24 protein-coding genes and 1 riboswitch are annotated in these 23,161 nt (G+C 59.3%); of the genes, 12 read left to right on the top strand and 12 right to left on the bottom strand.

The window, feature by feature from the left end; genetic code table 11:
- Positions 1–24: 24 nt before the first annotated feature.
- Positions 25–126, bottom strand: a riboswitch (guanidine-I (ykkC/yxkD leader).
- A gap of 313 nt (positions 127–439) precedes the next feature.
- Positions 440–775 (top strand): hypothetical protein, encoded by a 336-nt coding sequence (locus tag BFL40_RS09570; RefSeq protein WP_071483736.1) that lies wholly within the window; start codon positions 440–442, stop codon positions 773–775.
- Here the strand turns inward: BFL40_RS09570 and dspII are convergent.
- The gene (dspII, locus tag BFL40_RS09565; RefSeq protein ID WP_071483735.1) at positions 772–1,884 is read right to left on the bottom strand and encodes an enoyl-CoA hydratase/isomerase DspII; all 1,113 of its coding nucleotides are present in this window, start codon (positions 1,882–1,884) and stop codon (positions 772–774) included. The two genes, BFL40_RS09570 and dspII, sit on opposite strands and share 4 nt — an antisense overlap.
- 136 nt (positions 1,885–2,020) lie before the next feature.
- On the opposite strand from dspII, the gene ung reads away from it, so the two are divergent.
- Positions 2,021–2,713 (top strand): uracil-DNA glycosylase, encoded by a 693-nt coding sequence (gene ung / locus BFL40_RS09560; RefSeq protein WP_071483734.1) that lies wholly within the window; start codon positions 2,021–2,023, stop codon positions 2,711–2,713.
- Between the two features lie 31 nt (positions 2,714–2,744).
- On the opposite strand, the gene BFL40_RS09555 is transcribed toward ung, so the two are convergent.
- Genes BFL40_RS09555 through BFL40_RS09535 form a run of 5 tightly spaced genes read right to left on the bottom strand, consistent with a single transcriptional unit; the run spans position 2,745 to position 8,117 of the window.
- Positions 2,745–3,782 carry an AbrB family transcriptional regulator gene (locus BFL40_RS09555; RefSeq protein WP_071483793.1) on the bottom strand — a complete coding sequence of 346 codons (1,038 nt, stop codon included), beginning with the start codon at positions 3,780–3,782 and terminating at the stop codon, positions 2,745–2,747.
- On the bottom strand, positions 3,775–5,289 hold the full coding sequence (locus BFL40_RS09550; RefSeq protein WP_071483733.1) for a tripartite tricarboxylate transporter permease: 1,515 nt from the start codon (positions 5,287–5,289) through the stop codon (positions 3,775–3,777). The genes BFL40_RS09555 and BFL40_RS09550 overlap by 8 nt, the downstream gene beginning before the upstream one ends.
- A 1-nt stretch (position 5,290) precedes the next feature.
- On the bottom strand, positions 5,291–5,749 hold the full coding sequence (locus tag BFL40_RS09545; protein ID WP_071483732.1) for a tripartite tricarboxylate transporter TctB family protein: 459 nt from the start codon (positions 5,747–5,749) through the stop codon (positions 5,291–5,293).
- 60 nt (positions 5,750–5,809) lie between these two features.
- Positions 5,810–6,793: a Bug family tripartite tricarboxylate transporter substrate binding protein gene (locus tag BFL40_RS09540; RefSeq protein ID WP_071483731.1), complete on the bottom strand. Its 984-nt coding sequence runs from the start codon at positions 6,791–6,793 to the stop codon at positions 5,810–5,812.
- Between the two features lie 34 nt (positions 6,794–6,827).
- Complete coding sequence (locus BFL40_RS09535) at positions 6,828–8,117, bottom strand: OprD family porin (protein ID WP_071483730.1); 1,290 nt, start codon at positions 8,115–8,117, stop codon at positions 6,828–6,830.
- Positions 8,118–8,352: 235 nt separating this feature from the next.
- On the opposite strand from BFL40_RS09535, the gene tctD reads away from it, so the two are divergent.
- Entirely contained in the window at positions 8,353–9,024 is a 672-nt protein-coding gene (gene tctD, locus BFL40_RS09530) for a response regulator (RefSeq protein WP_071483729.1), read from the top strand.
- Positions 9,017–10,402, top strand: coding sequence for a sensor histidine kinase (gene tctE / locus BFL40_RS09525; RefSeq protein WP_071483728.1), 1,386 nt, complete (start codon positions 9,017–9,019; stop codon positions 10,400–10,402). The genes tctD and tctE overlap by 8 nt, the downstream gene beginning before the upstream one ends.
- Here tctE and BFL40_RS09520 read toward each other — a convergent pair whose 3' ends face one another.
- The gene (locus BFL40_RS09520; RefSeq protein WP_071483727.1) at positions 10,403–11,224 is read right to left on the bottom strand and encodes an HDOD domain-containing protein; all 822 of its coding nucleotides are present in this window, start codon (positions 11,222–11,224) and stop codon (positions 10,403–10,405) included.
- A gap of 36 nt (positions 11,225–11,260) precedes the next feature.
- Complete coding sequence (ygfZ, locus tag BFL40_RS09515) at positions 11,261–12,202, bottom strand: CAF17-like 4Fe-4S cluster assembly/insertion protein YgfZ (RefSeq protein WP_071483726.1); 942 nt, start codon at positions 12,200–12,202, stop codon at positions 11,261–11,263.
- A 140-nt stretch (positions 12,203–12,342) separates the two neighbouring features.
- On the opposite strand from ygfZ, the gene BFL40_RS09510 reads away from it, so the two are divergent.
- Entirely contained in the window at positions 12,343–12,597 is a 255-nt protein-coding gene (locus BFL40_RS09510) for an FAD assembly factor SdhE (RefSeq protein WP_071483725.1), read from the top strand.
- Positions 12,581–13,027, top strand: a complete 447-nt coding sequence (locus tag BFL40_RS09505; RefSeq protein ID WP_071483724.1) for a protein YgfX — start codon at positions 12,581–12,583, stop codon at positions 13,025–13,027. Before BFL40_RS09510 ends, BFL40_RS09505 begins: the two co-directional genes overlap by 17 nt.
- Here the strand turns inward: BFL40_RS09505 and nadB are convergent.
- Positions 12,996–14,612: an L-aspartate oxidase gene (gene nadB / locus BFL40_RS09500; protein ID WP_071483723.1), complete on the bottom strand. Its 1,617-nt coding sequence runs from the start codon at positions 14,610–14,612 to the stop codon at positions 12,996–12,998. The genes BFL40_RS09505 and nadB overlap by 32 nt on opposite strands.
- Before the next feature lie 460 nt (positions 14,613–15,072).
- Between nadB and rpoE the strand changes: the two genes are divergently transcribed.
- From rpoE to BFL40_RS09480, 4 genes are all read left to right on the top strand, one after another.
- A complete protein-coding gene (gene rpoE, locus BFL40_RS09495) occupies positions 15,073–15,654 on the top strand; it encodes an RNA polymerase sigma factor RpoE/AlgU (protein WP_003172477.1) in 582 nt (193 codons plus the stop codon).
- Between the two features lie 32 nt (positions 15,655–15,686).
- Positions 15,687–16,274, top strand: a complete 588-nt coding sequence (locus tag BFL40_RS09490; RefSeq protein ID WP_071483722.1) for a sigma-E factor negative regulatory protein — start codon at positions 15,687–15,689, stop codon at positions 16,272–16,274.
- A 16-nt stretch (positions 16,275–16,290) separates the two neighbouring features.
- Positions 16,291–17,250, top strand: a complete 960-nt coding sequence (locus BFL40_RS09485; protein WP_071483721.1) for a MucB/RseB C-terminal domain-containing protein — start codon at positions 16,291–16,293, stop codon at positions 17,248–17,250.
- Positions 17,251–17,484: 234 nt separating this feature from the next.
- Positions 17,485–18,924: a DegQ family serine endoprotease gene (locus tag BFL40_RS09480; protein WP_071483720.1), complete on the top strand. Its 1,440-nt coding sequence runs from the start codon at positions 17,485–17,487 to the stop codon at positions 18,922–18,924.
- A 67-nt stretch (positions 18,925–18,991) separates the two neighbouring features.
- Here BFL40_RS09480 and BFL40_RS09475 read toward each other — a convergent pair whose 3' ends face one another.
- Complete coding sequence (locus tag BFL40_RS09475; RefSeq protein ID WP_071483719.1) at positions 18,992–20,425, bottom strand: M48 family metalloprotease; 1,434 nt, start codon at positions 20,423–20,425, stop codon at positions 18,992–18,994.
- A gap of 94 nt (positions 20,426–20,519) precedes the next feature.
- Here BFL40_RS09475 and BFL40_RS09470 point away from each other — a divergent pair, with 94 nt between their 5' ends.
- Together BFL40_RS09470 and BFL40_RS09465 are read left to right on the top strand one after the other, a co-directional pair.
- On the top strand, positions 20,520–20,759 hold the full coding sequence (locus BFL40_RS09470; RefSeq protein ID WP_071483718.1) for a sulfurtransferase TusA family protein: 240 nt from the start codon (positions 20,520–20,522) through the stop codon (positions 20,757–20,759).
- 31 nt (positions 20,760–20,790) lie between these two features.
- On the top strand, positions 20,791–21,861 hold the full coding sequence (locus tag BFL40_RS09465) for an AI-2E family transporter (RefSeq protein WP_071483717.1): 1,071 nt from the start codon (positions 20,791–20,793) through the stop codon (positions 21,859–21,861).
- Between the two features lie 36 nt (positions 21,862–21,897).
- On the opposite strand, the gene BFL40_RS09460 is transcribed toward BFL40_RS09465, so the two are convergent.
- Positions 21,898–22,371 (bottom strand): peroxiredoxin, encoded by a 474-nt coding sequence (locus tag BFL40_RS09460; RefSeq protein WP_071483716.1) that lies wholly within the window; start codon positions 22,369–22,371, stop codon positions 21,898–21,900.
- 10 nt (positions 22,372–22,381) lie between these two features.
- Positions 22,382–22,942: a glycine cleavage system transcriptional repressor gene (locus tag BFL40_RS09455; protein ID WP_071483715.1), complete on the bottom strand. Its 561-nt coding sequence runs from the start codon at positions 22,940–22,942 to the stop codon at positions 22,382–22,384.
- Between the last annotated feature and the right edge of the window lie 219 nt (positions 22,943–23,161).

Below are 23,161 nucleotides of genomic sequence, written 5' to 3'. Positions count from 1 at the left end.
ACGCGGCACCGTAAACGGTGGCTTGTCTCCCGGGCTTTTATCCCGCCGTGTAACCTCAACTGGAGGTCGCCAACTCTCGGACCAGCCACTCGCGTCAAGCGAGCCGGAACCCTAGTCAGCCATTGCAAATTGTGGTGCCGCGAACCTGTGATGAATCCTGCACGGGGTAGGCAAAGCGAGAGTCGTGCCAAGTAAGGGGCGGGCGTGTAGATCGCGGGTTTGAGCGATGGGTGCGATGGGCAAGCGGATGGCAATGCGTTGTGCTGGTGCGCCGCCGCACTGCAATGAGGCGCTCAGCTCGTCCGAAACAGATGTTTCAGCCTGTGTCAAAAACGCACCAGATTCGGTTTTTGATGTCAGATACTTCGTCATTCAATGAAAGATGAATGCCGCCCTCCAGCGTCGCTGGAGGTGCTCTTCCGCGGTCCAGGAGGCCGCCATGTATCGACGACTGCTTCTTAGCGCTTTATTCGGCCTGACCCTTTCTGCGTGTGTGCCCTATTACGATGGTGGCGCCACTTACTATCGCTCCGAGGTTTACACCGCCCCGGCCCCGGCCTATTACTACGGCGGCCCCGCCTATTATGGGCGCAGCTACTATGCGCCGCCGCCGCGCTACTATTCGGCGCCGCGTTATTACCAGCCTGCGCCGGGGTATTACCCAAGGCCCGGTTACCGGCCGTACCCAAACCAGGGCTGGGGCAATCGTTGGGGCAACGGCGGAGGTCATAACGGCGGCGGCAACCGGGGCGGAGGCCATGGCGGGCACCGTTAAAAATCGGACAAATCCGCCAGCGGGTGCCGGCCTTCCCAAGCCTTGTGGAAGTGTGCCTCTACTACAGCCTCGGGAATTGTATTGATATCGGGCCAGTGCCAATGAGGCTGCTGGTCCTTGTCGATCAACCGTGCGCGTACCCCTTCGGCGAACTCCGGGTGACGACAGCAGTTCAGGCTCAGGGTGTATTCCATCTGGAACACCTGGGCCAAGGACAGATGCCGGGCACGCTGGATTTGCTCCCACACCAGATGTGCGGTCAGCGGGCAGCCTTCGCTCAGCGTCTTGCCTGCGCGGTTGAACAGCGGATCGGCGTGGTCGCGCAATAGGCTCAAGGCCCGCCAGGCACAGCGCACATCGCCCACATCCAGCCATTCGTCGATCTGTGCACGGCGTGGTAGCCATTGCGCTTCGGGTTGCTGGCCCACGGCTTCCTGGGCCAGCGCTTTAAGCAGGCTATTGAGCTGCATCGGGGTTTGTTCCTGCCAGTTCAGTCGCAGCAGGCCTTCGATCAGTTCCTCTTGCTGGTCGTCGCGCAGGAGGCGGTCGGCCAGGCCCAGGTCCAAAGCATCGCGACCGTTGATGTGCGCGCCGGTGAGGCCAAGGAACAGGCCGAGCTTGCCGGGCAGGCGTGACAGGAACCAACTCGCGCCCACATCCGGGTACAGACCGATACTGATTTCGGGCATAGCCAGGCGGCTGCTCGGCGTGACGATGCGCACTGCCGCGCTTTGCAGCAAGCCCATGCCGCCACCCAGCACATAGCCATGGCCCCAGCAGATCAGCGGTTTTGGGTAGGTGTGCAGGCGATAGTCGAGGCGGTATTCCGCCGCAAAAAATTGCGCGGCCAAGCTTGGCACAACACCTGGATGTTCACGGCAGGCCAGGGCCAGGCTGCGCACTTCGCCACCGGCGCAAAAGGCCTTGGGCCCATTGCCACGCAGCAGCACGCAGACGATATTCGGGTCCTTGGCCCAGGCGTCCAGGCGTTCGCCCAGGGCCAGGATCATCGGCAAGGAGAGCGCGTTGAGGGACTTTTCCGCGTCCAGGCTGGCGATGCCGAGGCGGGCACCGTCGCTGCCGGTCAGTTCTTCGAAGTGCAGGTTCATCGTGACCTCAATCCAGACAGTGAAGGTTCAGTATGATCGCTTCAACGGAAAGTGCCGGTTGTGTGTCAGATCAATTGACAAGCGGGGTCGGCTTTCCTAGGGTTCGCCCATTCTTTTTTTACACGATGATCCCACCATGACCGAAGGCGACCGTATCAAACTCGAACCCAGCTGGAAACACGCCCTGCGCGATGAGTTCGATCAGCCCTACATGGCCGAGTTGCGCGAGTTTCTGCGTCAGGAACATGCCGCCGGCAAAGAGATCTACCCGCCCGGCCCGCTGATTTTCAATGCGCTCAACTCTACGCCGTTGGACAAGGTCAAGGTGGTGATTCTCGGGCAAGACCCGTACCACGGCCCCGGCCAGGCCCACGGTCTGTGTTTCTCGGTACAACCGGGCGTGCCGACGCCGCCGTCCTTGGTCAATATCTACAAAGAACTCAAGCGCGACTTGAATATCGACATTCCCAACCACGGCTGCCTGCAAAGCTGGGCCGACCAGGGCGTGTTGATGCTCAACACCACCATGACCGTGGAGCGCGCCAACGCCAATGCCCATGCCGGCAAGGGTTGGCAGTTCTTTACCGACCGGATTATCGAAGTGGTCAGCGAGCATCAGCCGCATTTGGTGTTTTTGCTGTGGGGCGCCCATGCGCAAGGCAAGCAGAAGCTGGTGGATGCGACTAAACACCTGGTGTTGACCTCGGTGCATCCATCGCCGTTGTCGGCGTATCGTGGGTTTTTGGGATGTGGGCATTTCAGCCGCACCAACAAGTTTCTTGAGCAGAATGGCGAGATGCCGATTGAGTGGCGGTTGCCGCCAATTTGAGGCCTCCCACATCTTGAACGGTGTCGGAGACTTAAGTTTTTTCCGGTTGGCGGTTCCAGTGCCTAAACAACGGCTCCGCCAGAAACAGCACAAACAACAAGCGCATCACCTGCATCGCTGTTACCAGTGGCACCGACAGTTGCAAGGTCTCGGCGGTGAGGCTCATTTCGGCAATGCCGCCGGGCATCATGCCCAAGGTCAGTGAACGCAAGTCCAAGTGCGTCAGCGCACTCAAGCCTACCGCCGCCAACGTCGCCAGTGCCATGGTCAAAGCCGTGCCAATCAAGGTGCGTCCCATGAACGATGGCGCCCGGCGGAAGAACTGGCGGTTGAAGTGGCAACCCAAGCCGCTGCCGATCAGCCACTGGCCGATCTGGCTGCCGCCATCGGGCAGGCCGATGTGCAAGTCCCACACAACACTGGCGGTAGCACTGACCAGCAGCGGCCCGAACAGCCACGGGTTCGGCTGACGTAAACGCTGCCATCCCCAAGCCACCAGCGCGCCGATTGGAAACAGTAGCGCCAGCCACATCCAACTTACCGGTGCCGGATGAAACTGTGGCGCACCGCCTTCCAGCACGTACTTGAAGATCGCCGGCACACACAGCACGACCACCAGCACCCGCAGGCTCTGCCCCGCCGCGACACGGCTGAGCACCGCGCCATTGCGCGCGCCGAGGTTGACCATCTCACCGGAACCGCCCGGCATGCTGGAGAAAAACGCGGTGGCGCGGTCTTCACCGCTGCGGCGCATCAGCCACACGCCGACAATGCTCGACAAACTGGTGATCAGCGCACCGAAAAAAATCAAACCGAAGTGGCTCATCACTTGCTCGATCACCACCGGGGTGAAGTGCAGACCGATGCCGACTCCGACTACCCATTGGCCGCATTTGCGCCCGCCGGGAATCTCAGCCAACTGCCAAGGTGTCAGGCAGCGCACCAGGATGATCGCCAGCAACGAGCCGACCATGTACGGCAACGGCCAGCCGACGAGGCTGGCCAGGTAACCGCCGGCCAAGCCGACCAGCGGTGTTGCCCACCATTGTTTAAAGGTGACCTCAGGCATCGGCCACGGCACGACGCTGCTGGGCACGTTTGCGGTAGATACGCACCAGCGGGAAGGCCAGCATCAATGCGGTCAGTACCCAGACACCGAAGGTGATCGGGCTCGACCACAGGATGTCCAGCGCACCGTTGGAGATCGACAGCGCACGGCGCAGGTTCTGCTCCATCAAACCGCCGAGGATAAAGCCCAGCAGTACCGGCGACAGCGGGAAGTCCAGCTTGCGCAGGATGTAGCCGAAAATGCCGATACCCACCATCAGGAACAGGTCGAAGGTGGTGGCGTGAACCGCGTACACACCAATCGCGGTGATGATGGCGATTACCGGTACCAGCGCCCAGTTCGGCACGGCGAGGATGCGGGTGAAGATGCGGATCATCGGGATGTTGAGGATCACCAGCATGATGTTGGCGATAAACAACGAAGCGATCAGGCCCCAGACGATGTCCGGTTGCTGTTGGAACAGCAGCGGGCCAGGAGTGATGTTGTACAGCGACAGCGCGCCGATCATCACCGCCGTGGTGCCCGAACCTGGCACGCCGAGGGTCAGCATCGGCACCAGGGCGCCGCAAGCGGACGCGCCGATCGCGGTTTCCGGCGCGGCGAGGCCACGCATGTCGCCTTGGCCGAATTTACCGCTGGCACCTGCCAGGCGTTTCTCGGTCATGTAGGCAACGGCCGACGCCAGGGTGGCGCCGGCACCCGGCAATACGCCCATGATGAAACCCAGCAGGCCACAACGGATGTTAACCACGAAGACGGAGGACGCTTCCTTCAGGTTGAACATCATTCGTCCGGTGGCTTTCACCGCCTCCTGGCCACGGTGGGTTTTTTCCAGCAGCAACAGGATCTCGCTGATGGAGAATAACCCCAGCACCAACACAACAAACTGGATGCCATCGGTCAGGTGGATGTTGTCGCCGGTAAAGCGGTACACGCCACTGTTGGCGTCAATGCCGACCGCTGAGAGGAACAGGCCGATCAGCGCCGCGACAAACGTCTTCAGCGGCTTGTCACCGGCCATGCCGCCGAGGCAGACAATTGCGAACACCATCAGTACGAAATATTCCGCCGGACCGAAGGCAATCGCCCATTTGGCCAGCAGCGGCGCAAACAACACCATGCCGCAGGTGGCGATAAACGCGCCGATGAACGAACTCCACGCCGACAACGACAGCGCCACCCCGGCCAGGCCTTTACGGGCCATTGGGTAACCGTCAAGGGTGGTCATCACGGTGGAGGCTTCGCCTGGAATGTTCAGCAGGATCGAGCTGATACGGCCGCCGTATTCGCAGCCCAGGTACACGGCTGCCAGCAGAATCAATGCGGACTCAGGTGGCAGGCCAAGGGCGAATGCAATCGGGATCAGCAATGCCACGCCGTTGATCGGGCCCAGGCCAGGCAACAGGCCGACGACGGTGCCAATCAAGGTGCCGCACAGCGCAGTCACCAGGTTGTACGGGGACAGCGCAACGCCGAAGCCCTGGCCCAAATAGCTGAAAGTATCCATGTCAGTTCTCCAGAAACTCAAGCAGACCAAGCGGCAGCGGTACATCCATGGCTTTATCGAACAACAGATAAAGACCGATGGCGATCAGGCTGACAATCACCACGCTGGGCAACCAGCGGCCGCCATACAGGCGTGCCATCGGAATGCCGATCAGCATGCTGCTGAGGATGAAGCCCAGGGATTCGAAGGTACCGGCGAACACGATCAACAGCGCCACGCAGACGCTGATCTTGATCAGGGTTTCGCGGTCCAGCGCGGGTTCTTCTTCGGTGTGCTTGGTGGGCTGTGGGCGAAACAGCATGTAGATCAGGCCCAGGCTCATCAGCCCGAGCATCAGTAGCGGGTAGGCCCGAGGCCCTACCGGTTCGTAGGAAAACGACGCCTGATACGGTAATGCCATCAGCGCGAGCCCCGCACAGACCAGCAGCATCACGGAGGCAAAAATGCGTTGTAAGAGCATGTGGAACTCCTGGGCCGAGCCCCCGGTTCATGAGGGCGCGGCCGCGCAAAAGAGGGGCGATTACTGGATCAGGCCGAACTCTTTGGCCAGCACTTTGTAGTCAGCCACCTGTTTCTTCACGTAGGTGTCCAGCTCCGGGCCGGTCAAGGCGAAGGGGAACAGCTCGCGCTGGTCACGCAGTTTGGCGAACTCTTCGGAGGCCAGCAGTTTGTCGAACGCGTCTTTCCACCACGCGTAATCGGCATCGCTGACTTTTGGCCCGAGGTAGAAGCCGCGCACCACCGGCCAGACGATGTCGTAGCCTTGCTCTTTGGCGGTCGGAATGTTCTTCATTTCCGGCTCGTCCAAACGCTGTTCGGCGAACACTGCGAGCAGACGCATATCACCGCTGAGGATGTGCGGCATGGAGTCGGAGATGTCGGTACTGCCCACTTGGATATGACCGCCGAGCAGGGCGGTAGCGATTTCGCCGCCGCCTTCGAGGGCTACATAGCGCAGCTCGCGCGGGTTGATCCCGGCGGCCTTGGCGATCAGGGCGGTTTGCATCCAGTCCTGGCTGCCGACGGTGCCGCCGGAACCGATGACTACACTGCCCGGATCTTTCTTCAAGGCTTTAACCAGATCGTCGAGGGTCTTGTAGGGCGAATCGCTTTTCACTGCGATGGCACCGTAGCTGGTACCGACCGCCGCCAACCAGCGCACGGCGCTTTCATCGAAGCGACCGAACTTGCCTTGGGCCAGGTTCAATAGCGAACCGCTGGACCACGCCACCAGCGTGCCCGCGTCCGCAGGGCGCTGGGCCACCACGGCGTTGTAGGCCACCGCGCCCACGCCGCCAGGCATGTAGGTCACGCGCATCGGTTTGCTCAACAGTTTTTCGTTGACCAGCGCGCTTTGCGCCAGTTTGCAGGTCAGGTCAAAACCACCGCCGGGGGAGGCTGGGGCGATGCATTCCGGGCGCTTGGGTTCATCGGCGGCCAGTAGTTGGCCGGCGAACATCATGCAGCCGGCGGCGAGGGCCAACTTACGCAGTGAAAGGGTCATGGTTTTCTCCGTCTTTGTTGTTATGAGTTTCTACTTACCAAAGGGCCAGGCTGTAACTCACCAGCAAGCGCACTTCATCCGCATCACGGGCTGAATAGTTGGAGCGGTACGTGGCATTGCGCAGGCGTACGGCCACATCCTTGAATGTGCCGCTTTGCACCACGTAACGGATCTCGCTGTTGCGTTCCCACTCCTTGCCGGTCTCGCCGTTCTTGAGTTTGATGTTGTCACCTGACAGGTAACGGCTCATGAAGCTCAGGCCTGGAATCCCCAACTTGGCGAAGTCGTAGTCGTAGCGTGCCTGCCAGGAGCGTTCTTCGGCGCCGGCAAAGTCGTTGATCTGCACGAAGTTGACCAGGTACGGGTCGCTGCCATCCACATACGGGAACGCGCTGTCGCCGGACATGTGCTGGTAGCCGGCGCTGAGCTTATGGCCATTGAGGGCATAGCTGAACAGGCCGTTGAGGGATTTGTTATCGATCTTGCCGCCACGGGCCGCGCCTGCGTCATCACTGATGGCCAGGCGCAGGTCGGCAGCGAAGGTGCCGGGGCCCATCGGGCGGGCGGCGACCAAGCCGAGGAAGTGCTGGCGGTAGACGTCGTCGAGCTGGGCGAAGTGGTAGCTGCCGGTTATTTTGTCGGCGAACTTGTAGTCGACGCCACCGAAGTTGAAATGCTTGCCGGTGGCGCCACTGAGGAAGCGGCTGTTCTTGTTGTTGAGGGCGATGTCTTCGTAGTCGGTGGAGTCGCGATCCTTGGCTTTGTCCAGACGGCCACCGGTAAACACCAGATTCTTGAACTCTTTCGACGTCAGCAGGCCGCCGTTGAAGGTTTGCGGCAGGATCCGGCCATCGTTGGGCTTGAGGATCGGCAGTTCGGGGATCAGCGCGCCGATCTTAAGCTCCGTGGCGGAGATCTTCACTTTGCCGGTCAGGCCGAGTTTGGAGTACTCGTCGACGGCCCGACCGTTGTCGGTGGGCAATAAGCCCGTGCCGGTGCGGTCAGGGCTGGAATCGAGCTTGACCCCGAGCATACCCAGTGCGTCCACGCCAAAGCCGACGGTACCGTCGGTGTAACCCGATTGCAGGTTGAGCATGAAACCCTGGGCCCATTCATCGCGCTTGGATTGCTGCTTGCTGGTACCGTCGCGAAAGTCGCGATTGAAGTACATGTTGCGGGTTTCGAGGGTACCGCTACTGTCTTCGAAGAAGGCGGCCTGGCTAAGCGGCGAAAAGCTGGCGAGGGCGGTGGCACTGGCAAGGGCGGTCTGGGTCAGGCGGGAAAAACGAACAGACGAGGGCGCCTGGGGCTGTGTCGACAGCATCGTTGAGTACTCCGTTATTGTTCTTATGTTGGCGAAAACGCTTCGAGGCGTTTTTCGGGCGCTACGGGTCAGGTAGCTGGGCGGGTATTCCCCACCGTCGTTGGATGCTAGTGGGCGAAGCTTTCACTAACCTTTCAGTTGTCTTTCAATGTTTTCGGGCTTCACAGGGCAGGTGGCGCCTGTAAACTGCCCCGCAAAGCGTGGCGTCGATCACGCCCGAATGAGGTGGAAATCCATGCGTGTCCTCTTGGTTGAAGACCATTTGCAGCTCGCCGAAAGTGTCGCCCAAGCGCTCAAGAGCATGGGGTTGACCGTCGACGTGCTGCACGATGGGGTGGCCGCGGACCTGGCCTTGAGCAGCGAGGAATATGCGGTGATGGTCCTCGATGTGGGGTTGCCGCGCATGGACGGCTTCGAGGTACTGGCGCGGTTGCGAGCGCGTGGGAAAAATCTGCCTGTGTTGATGCTGACGGCACGCAGTGATGTGAAGGACCGTGTGCATGGCCTGAACCTGGGGGCTGACGACTACCTCGCCAAGCCGTTTGAACTGACTGAATTGGAAGCGCGGGTCAAGGCGCTGTTGCGACGCAGCGTGTTGGGTGGTGAGCGCCAGCAGGCGTGCGGCGTGTTGGTCTACGACCTGGATACCCGACGTTTCACGGTGGGGGGCGAACTGATGACGTTGACCTCCCGCGAGCAGGCCGTGCTTGAGGCATTGATCGCTCGCCCGGGCCGCGTAATGAGCAAGGAGCAACTTGCTTCCCAAGTATTCGGCCTGGACGAAGAGGCTAGCCCCGACGCCATCGAAATCTACGTACACCGCCTGCGCAAGAAACTCGATGGCCAACCCATCGCCATCGTGACCTTCCGAGGTCTCGGCTACCTGCTGGAAGCCCGCGATGCATAAGCCCAGCAGCCTGCGTTGGCGTCTGCTGTGGAACCTGGCGCTGCTATTGGTGGTGTTGATGCTCGCCAGCGGCATGAGTGCCTACTGGAACGGTCGTGAAGCCGCCGACACCGCCTATGACCGCACACTGCTGGCCTCGGCCCGCACCATCGCCGCCGGTTTGACGCAGGTGGATGGCACCCTGAGTGCCAATGTGCCGTATGTGGCGCTGGACACTTTCGCTTACGACAGCGCCGGGCGTATTTATTATCAGGTCAATGATATTGATCAGAAGCTGATCTCCGGTTACGAAAATCTTCCCGGCCCGCCCCCCGGTACGCCGCGCACCGATGATTACCCCGCGTTGGCGCGGTTCTACAACGCCATGTACCAGGGCCAGCATGTACGCGTTGTCAGCCTGCTCAAGGCCGTCTCCGAGCCGAATATGAACGGTATGGCGGAAATTCGCGTGGCAGAGACCGATGAAGCGCGCGAGAGCATGGCCCGTAGCCTGCTGGCCGATACATTGCTGCGTCTTGGGATGTTGGCTATCGGCGCGTTGCTGCTGGTGTGGTTTGCCGTGAGTGCCGCGCTGCGCCCGCTGGAGCGCCTGCGTACGGCGGTAGAAGAGCGCCAGCCCGACGACTTGCGGCCGTTACCGCTGGTGGAGGTACAACATGAGTTTGGCCCGTTGGTGCGTTCCCTCAATCACTTCACTGAACGCCTGCGTGGCCAGTTCGAGCGTCAGGCGCAGTTTATCGCCGACGCCTCCCATGAACTGCGTACTCCGCTGGCTGCGCTCAAGGCTCGGCTGGAGCTTGGCCTGCGCAGCGACGCTCCGGCGACGTGGCGCAGCACGCTGGAAACCGCCGCACAAGGTACCGACCGTCTGACCCATCTGGCCAATCAATTGCTGTCGCTTGCGCGTATCGAAAACGGCGCACGGGCGATTGCCGAAGGTGGTGCGCAATTACTCGACCTCAGTCAGTTGGCTCGTGAGCTGGGTATGGCCATGGCGCCGCTGGCCCACGCGCGCGGCGTCGCCCTGGCGTTGGAAGCGGATGAGCCTGTGTGGCTGCGGGGCGAGCCGACCTTGTTGAACGAGCTGCTGAGCAACTTGGTCGATAACGCCCTGGCCCATACACCACCGGGTGGTAATGTGATCCTTCGGGTCACGGCGCCTGCGGTCCTGGAAGTAGAAGATGATGGCCCGGGAATCCCGCTGGATGAACGGGACCGGGTATTTGAACGGTTCTACCGTCGCAGCCAGCAGGGTGTTGGCTCGGGGCTGGGGCTGGCGATTGTTGGGGAGATCTGCCGCGCGCACCTTGCGCAGATCAGCCTGCATGATGGTGAGTTGGCGGGGTTGAAGGTGCGTGTGAGTTTTATCGCGGGTTAATCAGTAAAACATTGACCGTGCTTCATCCAGCTCGGCACGCAGGGCATCGCTGTAGGGGTCGACCTGCAGTTTCTTGATCGCCGGCAGGCTGGAAATAGGCACGTTCGCCAGGGGGTGGTTGGTGCCGCGGTGGCAATACAGCACGGCGATTTGTACCAGATCGATGTAGTCCAGGTTTGCGGAGTCGCGCTCCATGTCCAGGTATTGCCCCGGCAGGTTCGCCAACATCTCCGGGAAGTCCCAGCCACGCAGCAGTTTGTCCCCCAGCAATGGATGGATGCTGTCGATCACATGGTTGAGGCTGACAGGGTCCGACAGCAGTTCGTAATGGTCTTCGGCATACGTCAAAATCGGTAGCACGCCAATCTGATGCACCAAACCGCCGAGGGCTGCCTGGTCCGGCTTGAGCTGGCTGTGGCTACGGCACAAGGCATAGCTGACGCCTGCCACTTCAAGACTGCGGCGCCACACATCACGCATTTTCTGTTCGACGACGTCGGACCGGGCGTGGAAGATCTGTTCCATCACCAGGCCGATCGCCAGGTTACTGCTGTAGTTGGTGCCCAGCCGGGTAATGGCGGTGTGCAGGTCGGTAACTTCCTGGGTTGCCCGCAGCAGTGGGCTGTTGACCACTTTGATCAGGCGCGCCGACAGGGCGGTATCGCGACCGATCACTTTGCTCAAGTGGCTGATGCTGATATCCGGGTCTTCGGCGGCCTGACGAATTTTAAGGGCCACTTCCGGTAATGTCGGCAGAACCAGGTCATCGTTGTCGATGGCCATCACCAAAGCCTGTTGGACTTTCTCCGCCAGCTTGTTCATTCACGCTCTCTAGGGTATTGCAAAAGGGTACGGCGATTAACGCTGGATCTCTCGATCACGGTCCAGTTGGTAGGGCAGTTCAAGCAGCTCCAAACCGGGGCCTTCGAGGGTGCCTAAATGTACATCACCACTGTCGGCAGCTTCGGCTTGCAGTACTGCCAGAAGTTCAATCGATTGGTCAGCTTTTGCTGCGATGACGACTTCGCCGATCGAGCTGTTATGGCTGGAGGAAAACAGCGGGGTACCTGGCTCGGGCAATTCGGCCGCATCGAGGCTCAGGCGATACAGACGGCGCTTGAGTTTGCCCAGGTACTGCATGCGCGCGACGATTTCCTGGCCGGTGTAGCAGCCTTTCTTGAAGCTGACACCGCCGACCGCCTGCAGGTTGAGCATCTGCGGGATAAACAGTTCGCGGGTCTGGGGCATGACCTGGCCGATGCCGGCGCGGACCTGGCCCAGCAGCCATTCATTCAAGTCGGTTTCTTTTAGCTGTGCGGCCAGTTGGTTGTGTACAGTTTCGGCTTGCTCGGCAGGCACCCAGAGTTCGGCGCGGTCGGGGGAGACGCGAATGGCGATCAGCGTGTCGGTGCGCACGATGCTGTCAGTCTCGGCAGGCAGTTCAAGGCCCAGGGTCGCCAGCGCTTGATCCGCATTCGACAGGCCGAAACGCGCCCAGGCGGCGCTTTCGTCAGTGAGTTTGGATTTGGAGAACACGGCGTATTTCTTCAGGTCTGCCAATTGCGGTTCGAGCAGTTCCGTGGCCATTGCCAGAAGTACGCCGTCACCTTGCAGCAGGATGCGAAAGCTCGACTGCATACGCCCTTTTTGCGTGCAGCGCGCACCGAGACTGGCCTGGGTGTCGCTCAGGTAATTGAGGTTGCAGGTCAGCTGCCCTTGCAGGAACTTGGCAGCGTCAGAGCCGCGGACGGCGAGAACGCCTTCGTGAGACAGGGGGCAAAAGAAAGCAGAGTCAGCCATGGGTCATCGCAGGTCAAAAAGTCATGGGTGCATCATAGAGGGGCGCCCGGTAAATGGATAGTTTCCGTGTGGGGCGACCAAAGCCGACTGTTCCGGTGCCGTCGGGTCTGTATACTTGCGCTCTATTTGAGGAGCGTTCCATGGTCGAAGATGTAGAACTCAATCGCCTCTACTGGCACAGCCGCCGTGGCATGCTTGAGCTGGATGTGTTGCTGGTACCTTTCACTAAAGAGGTGTACGCGACGCTCAATAAAGTGGATCGCGATCTCTACGTCAGGCTGCTGACTTGCGAAGACCAGGACATGTTCGGCTGGTTCATGGAGCGTGCCGAATCTGAGGACCCGGAGCTGCAGCGCATGGTTCGGATGATCCTGGATCGTGTCCAGCCCAAGTAATAGCTTCGAATGCCGCTGGCAGGCCTCACGGCTGTTGCTGGCGGCCTATCTTCTTGCCCAGTTGTTCGCGCTGGGTGCCTTGCTGGTTATCGATCTGCCTTTCTCCAGCCTGGGCATGTTGTTCTGCCTGGCTCATGCCGCCTGGGTTTTACCGCGGCATATCCTGTTAACCCACCGTTCGTCGATTCGTGGTCTGCGTCGCGACGAAGACGGTTGGCAATTATTCAGTGTTGAGCGGGGTTGGCACAGCGTGCAGCTGCGTCCCGACAGCCTGGCATTACCGCTGATCGTGGTGCTGCGCTACCGAGTGCCGGGCGAATGGCGGGTGCAATCGATCTGTGTGCCGAAAGACTCGCAGGCCGCCGATGTGCATCGGCGCCTGCGGGTACGCCTGAAGTTCAGCCGCCGTAGGTGGTTGGCACCAGAATAGTGTCGCGGGCCTCGGGCAGCATCTGCGGGTAGTCGAGGGTGTAGTGCAGGCCACGGCTTTCCTTGCGTTCCATGGCTGAGCGGATCATCAGTTCCGCCACTTGGGCGAGGTTGCGCAACTCGATCAGGTCGCGGCTGACCTTATAATTGCTGTAGAACTCGTCGATCTCGTCCAGTAGCAGTCGCACGCGGTGTTGTGCGCGCTGCAGGCGCTTATTGGTGCGCACAATCCCCACGTAGTCCCACATGAAGCGTCGCAACTCGTCCCAGTTGTGGGCGATGATCACGTCTTCGTCCGAATCCGTGACCTGGCTGGCGTCCCAGCGGGGCAGGGCGGCCGGTACGGGAATGCGTGGCAGTTGTTCGAGGATGTCGGATGCTGCCGAGCGGGCGTAAACAAAACATTCCAGCAGCGAATTGCTGGCCATGCGGTTGGCGCCGTGCAAGCCGGTGAAACTGGTTTCGCCAATCGCATACAGGCCGGGTACGTCGGTGCGGCCGTGCTGGTCGACCATCACGCCGCCGCAAGTGTAGTGCGCGGCCGGCACCACGGGGATCGGGCCTTTGGTGATGTCGATGTTGAAGGCCAGGCAGCGTTCGTACACCGTCGGGAAGTGGGTCTTGATGAAGTCTTCGGGCTTGTGACTGATGTCCAGATAAACGCAGTCGATGCCTAGCCGCTTCATTTCGTGGTCGATGGCACGGGCGACAATATCCCTGGGTGCAAGCTCGGCGCGCGGGTCGAAACGCTGCATGAAGCGCTCGCCATTTGGCAGCTTCAGGTGCGCACCTTCACCGCGCAGGGCTTCAGTGATCAGGAAACTCTTGGCCTGTGGGTGATACAGGCAGGTGGGGTGAAACTGGTTGAATTCCAGGTTGGCCACCCGGCAGCCGGAGCGCCAAGCCATGGCGATGCCGTCGCCGCAGGCACCGTCGGGGTTACTGGTATAGAGGTAGACCTTGGCCGCGCCGCCCGAGGCGAGAATGGTGAAGCGCGCGCCGTAGGTGTCGACTTCGCCGCTGCTGCGGTTGAGCACATAGGCACCGAGACAGCGCTCGCCCTCCAGGCCCAGGCGTTTCTCGGTGATCAGGTCGACGGCAACCCGTTGCTCCAGCAGTTCGATGTTAGGGCGTTTACGGGCTTGGTCGAGCAGTGTCTTGAAGATCGCGGCGCCAGTGGCGTCGGCGGCGTGGATGATGCGGCGATGGCTGTGGCCACCTTCACGGGTCAGGTGGAACTCGAATCCGCCGTCGTCGCTGCTGGCGTGTTCGTCGCGGGTAAACGGCACGCCCTGGTCGATCAGCCATTGAATGGCCTCGCGGCTGTGCTCGACGGTGAAGCGTACAGCGTCTTCGTTGCACAGGCCGCCGCCAGCGTTGAGGGTATCTTCGACGTGGGATTGCACCGTGTCGGTGTCGTCCAGCACTGCGGCGACACCGCCCTGGGCCCAGAATGTCGAGCCATTGGCCAAGTCGCCCTTGCTCAGTACTGCAATGCGCAGGTGGCTTGGGAGGGTCAGTGCCAGGCTCAAGCCGGCCGCGCCACTACCGATCACCAGGACATCGTGTTGAAACTGTTGGCTCATTTGAAGGATTCCGCAAAAAGCGATCCAAAGGGGGCTGCAAACAGGACGCCTGGATCGGCGAATCAAAGGGTCACACAGGCCACTAGTATATAGAGGGGGGGAGCGGCACAATAGCCGGGCATTCGTGGCAATGTGAGATTACGGTGCACGGCGCGGGTGAAATCAGCCGGTTATTGAAGCGGGAACTTTTTGCATGAGCCCTGACTCAATAGCAGGTTGCCCGAAAGCTGGGAAAACGTTGAGTTTATTGACCCGTCGGGCATCAGGCGCGTCAGAAAACCGGCGACAAGATTATTCGCGCAGCCGGCATTGCTCGTGCTGCGCTTTTCGTGTGTGCCAAATCAGTGCGTGCCGGAAACTTGCTTGGAGGGGGAGAACTTTTGCGAAAAGTCCGAGTCTATGTTTGCAAGCCTGATCGTTTAGTTATGCAAGCCTCCTTCAAGTACAACGAGGAGTGTTCATGCTAACCCAGGAAGAGGATCAGCAGCTGGTCGAGCGCGTTCAACGCGGCGACAAGCGGGCATTTGATCTGCTCGTGCTGAAATACCAGCACAAAATTCTCGGGTTGATCGTGCGGTTTGTGCACGACACCCATGAAGCGCAGGACGTTGCACAGGAAGCCTTTATCAAGGCGTACCGTGCGCTAGGCAATTTTCGCGGTGATAGTGCGTTTTACACGTGGCTATATCGCATCGCCATCAACACGGCGAAGAACTATCTGGTGTCTCGCGGACGCCGCCCACCGGATAGTGATGTAAGTTCAGAAGATGCAGAATTTTACGATGGTGATCACGGCCTCAAGGATCTCGAGTCGCCGGAGCGAGCATTGCTGCGCGACGAGATCGAAGGCACCGTTCATCGCACAATTCAGCAACTGCCGGAAGATTTGCGTACAGCGTTAACTTTACGTGAATTCGATGGTCTCAGTTACGAAGACATTGCGAGCGTCATGCAGTGTCCGGTGGGGACTGTAAGGTCACGGATTTTCCGGGCCCGGGAAGCCATCGATAAAGCCTTGCAACCGTTGTTGCAGGAAAACTAAAGACAGCGGCGACAGCCAAGAGAGGAACCGCCATGAGTCGTGATGCCCTGCAGGAATCGCTGTCCGCAGTGATGGATAACGAAGCGGATGAACTGGAACTTCGCCGAGTGCTCAATGCATTCGATGATGCCGAAACCCGTGATACCTGGTCTCGTTACCAAGTCGCTCGGGCGGTGATGCACAAGGATCTTCTAATCCCTCGTCTGGATATTGCTGCGGCCGTTTCTGCTGCGCTGGCCGATGAAGCCGTTCCAGCAAAAGCTGCTCGTGGTCCCTGGCGTAGCGTGGGTCGCCTGGCAGTCGCTGCCTCGGTGACTATTGCTGTGCTGGCAGGTGTTCGCCTATACAACCAGGACGAAATCGCTGGTGCCGAACTGGCTCAACAGACTCAGCAACCGGTTATGGCCGGTCCGCAAGTCAAGGGCCCAGCTGTACTGGCCGGCTACAAGGAAAGCTCCGACACCACTGGCCCTATGGCTAATGGCGTACTTCAAGGGCAGTCCGGCTGGCAGGATCAGCGTCTTCCAGGCTACCTGCGCCAGCACGCACAGGAATCAGCCTTGAAAGGGACTGAAAGCGCTCTGCCATACGCACGTGCTGCAAGCCTGGAAAACCGCTAAATCTATAAGGAGCCCTATGCGCGCCATACAGCTCCTTACGCTTTTGCTCAGTGGTTGGTTTGCACTATCCGCCCACGCCGAGGAAGCCCAAGACTGGTTGACTCGACTTGGGCGTGCAGAGCAGCAGCAAAGCTTCGAAGGTACGTTCATCTACGAACGTAATGGCAGTTTTTCTACCCATGACATCTGGCATCGTGTCCAAGACGGTCACGTTCGTGAGCGGCTATTGCAGCTTGATGGTTCGGCTCAGGAAGTGCTGCGGGTAGACGGTCGAACTGAATGTGTCAGTGGCACTTTGGTTGCAGGCCTTGGCAACTCGCGTGATGCACCTTCGCGCGCACTTGATCCGCAAAAACTCACCCAATTCTACGAACTGGCCGTAATCGGCAAATCGCGTGTGGCCGGTCGTAATGCGGTGATTGTGTCGATCACTCCGCGTGACCAATACCGCTATGGCTTCGAGTTACATCTGGATCGTGAAACCGCTCTGCCGCTCAAGTCTTTGTTGCTCAACGACTTGGGGCAGTTGTTAGAGCGTTTCCAGTTCACTCGACTGGATACGTCGGCAGTGCCCTCTGATCACGATTTGCAGCCCAGTGGCGAGTGCACACCTATAGCGCTTGCCAACAGCAAAGCGCCGGAAGTGCCAGCCACTCAGGCGTGGCATTTGGATTGGCTGCCTCCTGGTTTCCAGCTAACCAACAGTACCGCGCGCAAAGACATCCAGACCAAATCCACCGTCGACAGCCTGATGTATGACGATGGGCTTGCACGTTTTTCGGTATTTCTTGAGTCGACCGACGGTGCGAGTGTGAGCGAGACCCGTACTCAGCTGGGCCCGACGGTTGCCGTGTCTCGTCGTCTGAACACAGCAGATGGCGAGGTGATGGTGACCGTTGTCGGTGAAATCCCCATTGGTACTGCCGAGCGTATCGCTCTGTCGGTTCGTGGTGAAAAGACAGCCTCCAAGCCGTGAGTTGTTAATCCTATGTTCATCCTGACCTTTCAATGTGAGCCTATGCTTGGTTGGTTGCTGAGAGCATGAAATGTCTGGATCAGTATTTTCACTTGCAAAAAATCCCCATGTTTTTTATAGGTCAGAGCTTGTCGGCTCTGGCCTTGTTTTGTTCGCGGAACAAAGATGTCGGTCGCAGTTTTCGGCGTTTCTTGAACCCTGTCGCTCAACCCTGCTCGTCGTAACGGGAGCTGTATGTCGATACCACGCTTGAAGTCTTACCTATCCATAGTCGCCACGGTGCTGGTGCTGGGTCAGGCCGTGTCCGCGCAAGCGGCCGAGCTGCCTGATTTCACCCAACTGGTAGAGCAGGCTTCGCCTGCCGTGGTGAACATCAGTACCACGCAGAAACTGCCGGATCGCAAAGTCTCGAACCAGCAGATGCCGGACCTTGAAGGTTTGCCGCCAATGCTGCGCGAGTTCTTCGAGCGTGGCATGCCGCAACAGCGCTCCCCCCGCGGTGGTGGCAGTGGCCAGCGTGAAGCGCAGTCCTTGGGCTCGGGTTTCATCATTTCCCCCGATGGCTACATCCTTACCAACAACCATGTGATTGCCGACGCTGACGAGATCCTCGTGCGCTTGGCTGATCGCAGTGAACTGAAAGCCAAGTTGATCGGTACGGACCCTCGCTCCGACGTGGCGTTGCTGAAAATTGATGGCAAAGACCTGCCTGTGCTGAAGCTGGGTAAATCCCAGGACCTGAAAGCCGGTCAGTGGGTGGTAGCGATCGGTTCGCCGTTCGGCTTTGACCATACCGTCACCCAAGGCATTGTCAGTGCTATCGGACGCAGCCTGCCAAATGAAAACTATGTGCCGTTCATCCAGACTGACGTGCCGATCAATCCAGGTAACTCCGGTGGTCCGCTGTTCAACTTGGCGGGAGAAGTGGTCGGTATCAACTCGCAGATCTATACCCGTTCCGGTGGTTTCATGGGCGTGTCCTTCGCGATCCCGATCGACGTGGCCATGGATGTTTCCAACCAGTTGAAGAACGGTGGCAAAGTTAGTCGTGGCTGGTTGGGTGTAGTCATCCAGGAAGTGAATAAAGACTTGGCTGAATCCTTTGGCCTCGATAAGCCGGCCGGTGCCTTGGTCGCACAGATTCAGGACGACGGCCCGGCTGCCAAGGGCGGCCTGCAAGTGGGTGATGTGATCCTGAGCATGAACGGCCAACCGATCGTCATGTCGGCTGATTTGCCACATCTGGTGGGCGCACTCAAGGCTGGTAGCAAAGCCAAGCTGGAAGTGATTCGTGAAGGCAAACGCCAGACCGTTGAACTGACCGTAGGTGCAATTCCGGAAGAGGGCTCGACCTTGGATGCCCTGGGTAATGCCAAACCGGGTGCTGAACGCAGCAGCAACCGGTTGGGAATTGCCGTCGTTGAGCTGACCGATGAGCAGAAAAAGAGCTTCGACCTCAAGAGCGGTGTTGTGATCAAGGAAGTGCAGGATGGCCCTGCCTCCCTGATCGGCCTGCAGCCGGGTGACGTAATCACTCACTTGAACAACCAGGCGATCAACTCCACCAAGGAATTCACCGACATCGCCAAGGCGTTGCCGAAGAATCGCTCGGTGTCGATGCGTGTTCTGCGTCAAGGGCGCGCCAGCTTCATCACCTTCAAGCTGGCTGAATAACTCGCTAGCCAAATGAAAAGCCCCGTCTTCGGTTAACGAAGGCGGGGCTTTTTTGTGGGTGATGGGTTTAGCTCATCATCCCTTTTACCAGGCGTTCCTGCTCGATCAACTCACGCTGGCGCGCGTCGATACGAGAGGACAATGGGAAGTTGTTGCCGGCCCGGCGCTTGGCAAAGTCCAGTTGCTGAATAGCCTGCTGGAAATCGCCCACCAGTGCAAAGTACTCGGCGCGGGCTTGATGCAAGCCGATGATGTTGCCAGACAGACCGCGCGTCTCGGCGACCTGATACCACACATCCGGATCGTCGGGACGAGACTTCAGTAAGCCGTCCAAGGCCTTTTCTGCATCAGCGGTACGATTCTGCTTGAGGAGCAAGTCTACCCGTACCTGGTTCAACGGATAGTTGCCGGGGTATTGGGTGAGCATCCGATCAGTGCGTTGCTGGGCATCTGGTAAGCGGTTGTTGGCTATGTCCAACTCGATCTGCGCCAGGTTGTAGGTGATGTCATTGGGTGCCTTGGCCAGCAACGGTTGCAAGCTTTCCCGTGCCTCTTTGTACTGGGTGCCTTTGATCTGGGCGATGGCCAGGCCATAACGTGCCACATCATTTTTCGGGTTCTCGTCCAATTGCGCCTGGAAGCGCTTGGCGGCGAGGCCGGGCGTGTCTTCGTATTGCAACTGCACCCGCGCGCGAATCAATTGATAGCGCAGACTGTCTTCCTTTCCGCCGGGTTTGGATTGTTCCGCACGGTTGCGAGTGTCGGCGATCCGCGACTCGGTAACGGGGTGAGTCAGCAGGAATTCCGGTGGCTTGGCGTCAAAGCGGTATTGGCGCATCAGTCGTTCGAACATGGTTGGCATGGAGCGCGGGTCGTAACCGGCCTTCTCCAAATTGAGGATGCCGATACGGTCAGCCTCCTGTTCGTTTTGGCGCGAGAACCGACGTTGCTCCTGGATTGCTGCTGCCTGACTGCCGGCGATTGCGGCAATACCGGCATCACCCGCGCCCGCTGCTGCTGCGATAATGCCGCCGAGCAGAGCGGCCATCATCGGGATCTGCATGCGCGACTGTGCTTCCACGCCCCGAGCAAAGTGGCGCTGAGATAAGTGAGCCAATTCGTGGGCCAATACCGAGGCATACTCGCCTTCGGTCTGGGCGTTGAGAAATAAACCACCGTTGACCCCAACGATCCCACCCGGTGCGGCAAAGGCGTTGAGTTGCGGGCTATTGATCAGGATAAACTCCAGACGTCGATCATTGACCTGGCTGGTCTCTACCAGCTTGTACACGCTGGTTTCGACGTAATCCTTGAGTTGTGGGTCATTGAGCTGCGAGACCTGGCCTCGCAAGTAAGCGAGCCAGGCACGACCCAACTGATATTCCTGTTGTGGCGAGACAATGGCAGAACTGGCGTCGCCAAGTGACGGCAGGTCGTCAGCAAAGCCTGGAGAGGCCAGCAGGCAAGCCAGCGTCAGCAGGGTAGGGCGCAAAAAAGTCATGCACAAAGCCTTTCGACAAAGAGCTTACTGTAGCCGGACACTGAGCTCCGGACCAGATATTCTAAGCACCCCAAACGCTTGTCCGGAGAAAACCATGAGCGACGCTGTAGCCTTTGATGCCGAACTCGATGCCAGTGGCCTCAATTGCCCGTTGCCTTTACTCAAGGCCAAGCTGGAACTCAATCGATTGGCCAGTGGTGCAGTGCTCAAGGTAATCGCCACGGATGCAGGCTCTCAACGTGACTTCCGCACGTTTGCCAAGTTGGCCGGGCACACTCTGCTACACGAAGAAGACGCTGCCGGTGTTTACCGTTACTGGTTGCGCAAGGCTTGAACCGTTTGCCCCTACCGCCCGAGGTTGATTGATGTTCAAAGTGTTACGAGACTGGATTCAGCGCTATTTCTCCGACGAAGAAGCCGTGGTGCTGGCGGTTCTGCTGTTCCTGGCCTTTACCGCCGTGCTCACCTTGGGCGGCATGCTGGCGCCGGTACTGGCGGGGATGGTGCTTGCTTACCTGATGCAGGGCCTGGTCACCACCCTGGAGCGGTTGCGCTTGCCGGGCGGAGTGGCGGTGGGGCTGGTGTTTGCCTTGTTCATGGGGCTGTTGGTGGTGTTCATCGTGGTGGTGCTGCCATTGCTGTGGCATCAGTTGATCACCCTGTTCAATGAGTTGCCGGGTATGCTCGCCAAGTGGCAATCGCTGTTGCTACTGCTGCCGGAGCGCTATCCGCACCTGGTGTCGGATGAGCAGGTGCTTCAGGCAATCGAAGTGGCGCGCGGCGAGATTGGAAAATTCGGGCAATGGGCGCTGACTTTTTCCCTGTCCAGCCTGCCGCTGCTGGTCAACATCATGATCTACCTGGTACTGGTGCCGATTCTGGTGTTTTTCTTCCTCAAGGACCGCGAAATGATTGGCCGCTGGGTGCGCGGTTACCTGCCGCGTGAACGGGCGCTGATTACTCGGGTGGCCGAGGAGATGAATCGCCAGATCGCTAACTACATCCGCGGCAAGGGCATTGAAATCGTTATCTGCGGGGGCGTCACCTACATCGCGTTTGTTGCACTCGGGCTGAACTACGCGGCGCTGCTGGCTTTGCTGGTAGGTGTGTCGGTGGTGGTGCCGTATGTCGGCGCGGTGGTGGTGACCGTGCCGGTGATGTTGATCGCGTTGTTCCAGTGGGGCTGGAGCGACCAGTTCATCTACCTGATGGCTGTGTACGGCATCATCCAGACCCTGGATGGCAACGTACTGGTGCCGCTGCTGTTCTCGGGGGCGGTCAACCTGCACCCGGTGGCGATCATTTGCGCGGTGTTGTTGTTTGGTGGGCTGTGGGGATTCTGGGGGGTGTTCTTTGCGATCCCCTTGGCGACGCTGTTCAAGGCCGTGTTGGATGCGTGGCCACGACAAGAGCCGGTTGTTGCGCCTTTGTTGTAACGACTGGGGCGAACGCTCTGCGTTCGCCCCAAACATTCAGGCTTTGTGCAAGGCCTGAGCTGCCGCCAGAACGGCGTCCACATGCCCTGGTACTTTCACGCCACGCCATTCCTGGCGTAGCACACCATCCTTGTCGATCAGGAAGGTGCTGCGATCAACGCCCAGGTATTCCTTGCCGTACAGCTTCTTCAGCTTGATCACATCAAATAGCTGGCAAACCGCTTCGTCTTTGTCGCTGATCAGTTCGAAAGGGAATTCCTGCTTGCCCTTGAAGTTTTCGTGGGATTTCACGCTGTCGCGCGACACGCCGAACACCTCGGTGTTGGCAGCCTTGAATGCGGCGTACTGGTCACGAAAACCCTGGCCTTCAGTGGTGCAACCCGGCGTGCTGTCCTTCGGGTAGAAGTAGATCACCACTTGCTTGCCCTTGAGGGCAGCGAGGCTGAAGGTCTGCCCGCTGGTGGCCTGGGCTTCGAAGTCGGCTACCGGTTTGTCGATGACTACAGCCATGAAAACTTCCTTACATTGGGTTCTGTGGGCGCCATGGCTCGATCAATGCGTCGAGATTCAGGGCATCGGCGAAATCCAGGAACTGGTCACGCAGCCAACTGATCTGCACGCCGGCCGGCAAAGTCACGGTGAACGTGGCATTTAGCATGGTGCCGCCGGTTTGTGGTGCCTGGTAGGTGTCACAGGTCAGGTTTTCCAACTCGACGTTATGGTCGATAAAGAACTGGCAGAGTTCGTTGACGATGTCCGAGCGGTAGGCCGAGCTGACATAGGCTACATAAGGTAGCGCCTGTGGACGATTCTCCAAGGCGGCGCTGCGTACCACGTTGACAGTGAAGGCATGCTTCTTTGCCAAACCCGGCAAGCCGGTCTCCAGGCGCGCCAAGGCATCCCAGCTGCCGGAGATCTGCAAGACCAGCGCACTGCACTCGCCATGGCGGGTCAGGCGGGAGGTTACGACGGCGCAGCGGTTCTCATGGCTGGCGCGGCACAGGACGTTGGTCAGCTCCATGGGGTTGGCGCCGAGGGCACTGATAACAAGGAATTGTTCGCGAACTGTGGGGGTGGACATGCAGCCTTCCTAAAGCGATGAGCGGTCGATACCGTGTGGCTGTATCGATCAAAGGATGAAGGGTAGCGAAAAGCGTCGCCAAGGGCTAGGAGGTGGCGTTTTCATTGCGTGATCAGCCTGATTTCATCCTGCCTCAAGCCATGCTTTGGCCCAATGATGGCATTGCCTGTCGTTTAGTTGGGCCAGAACGCATCCTCACGCGGTACTTCGCTTGTACAA

The organism is Pseudomonas costantinii, from assembly GCF_001870435.1.
GTDB classification, from domain to species: Bacteria; Pseudomonadota; Gammaproteobacteria; order Pseudomonadales; family Pseudomonadaceae; genus Aquipseudomonas; species Aquipseudomonas costantinii.
Note: the sequence above shows the minus strand (reverse complement) of the source record. Positions and strands in the feature narration are given on the sequence as shown.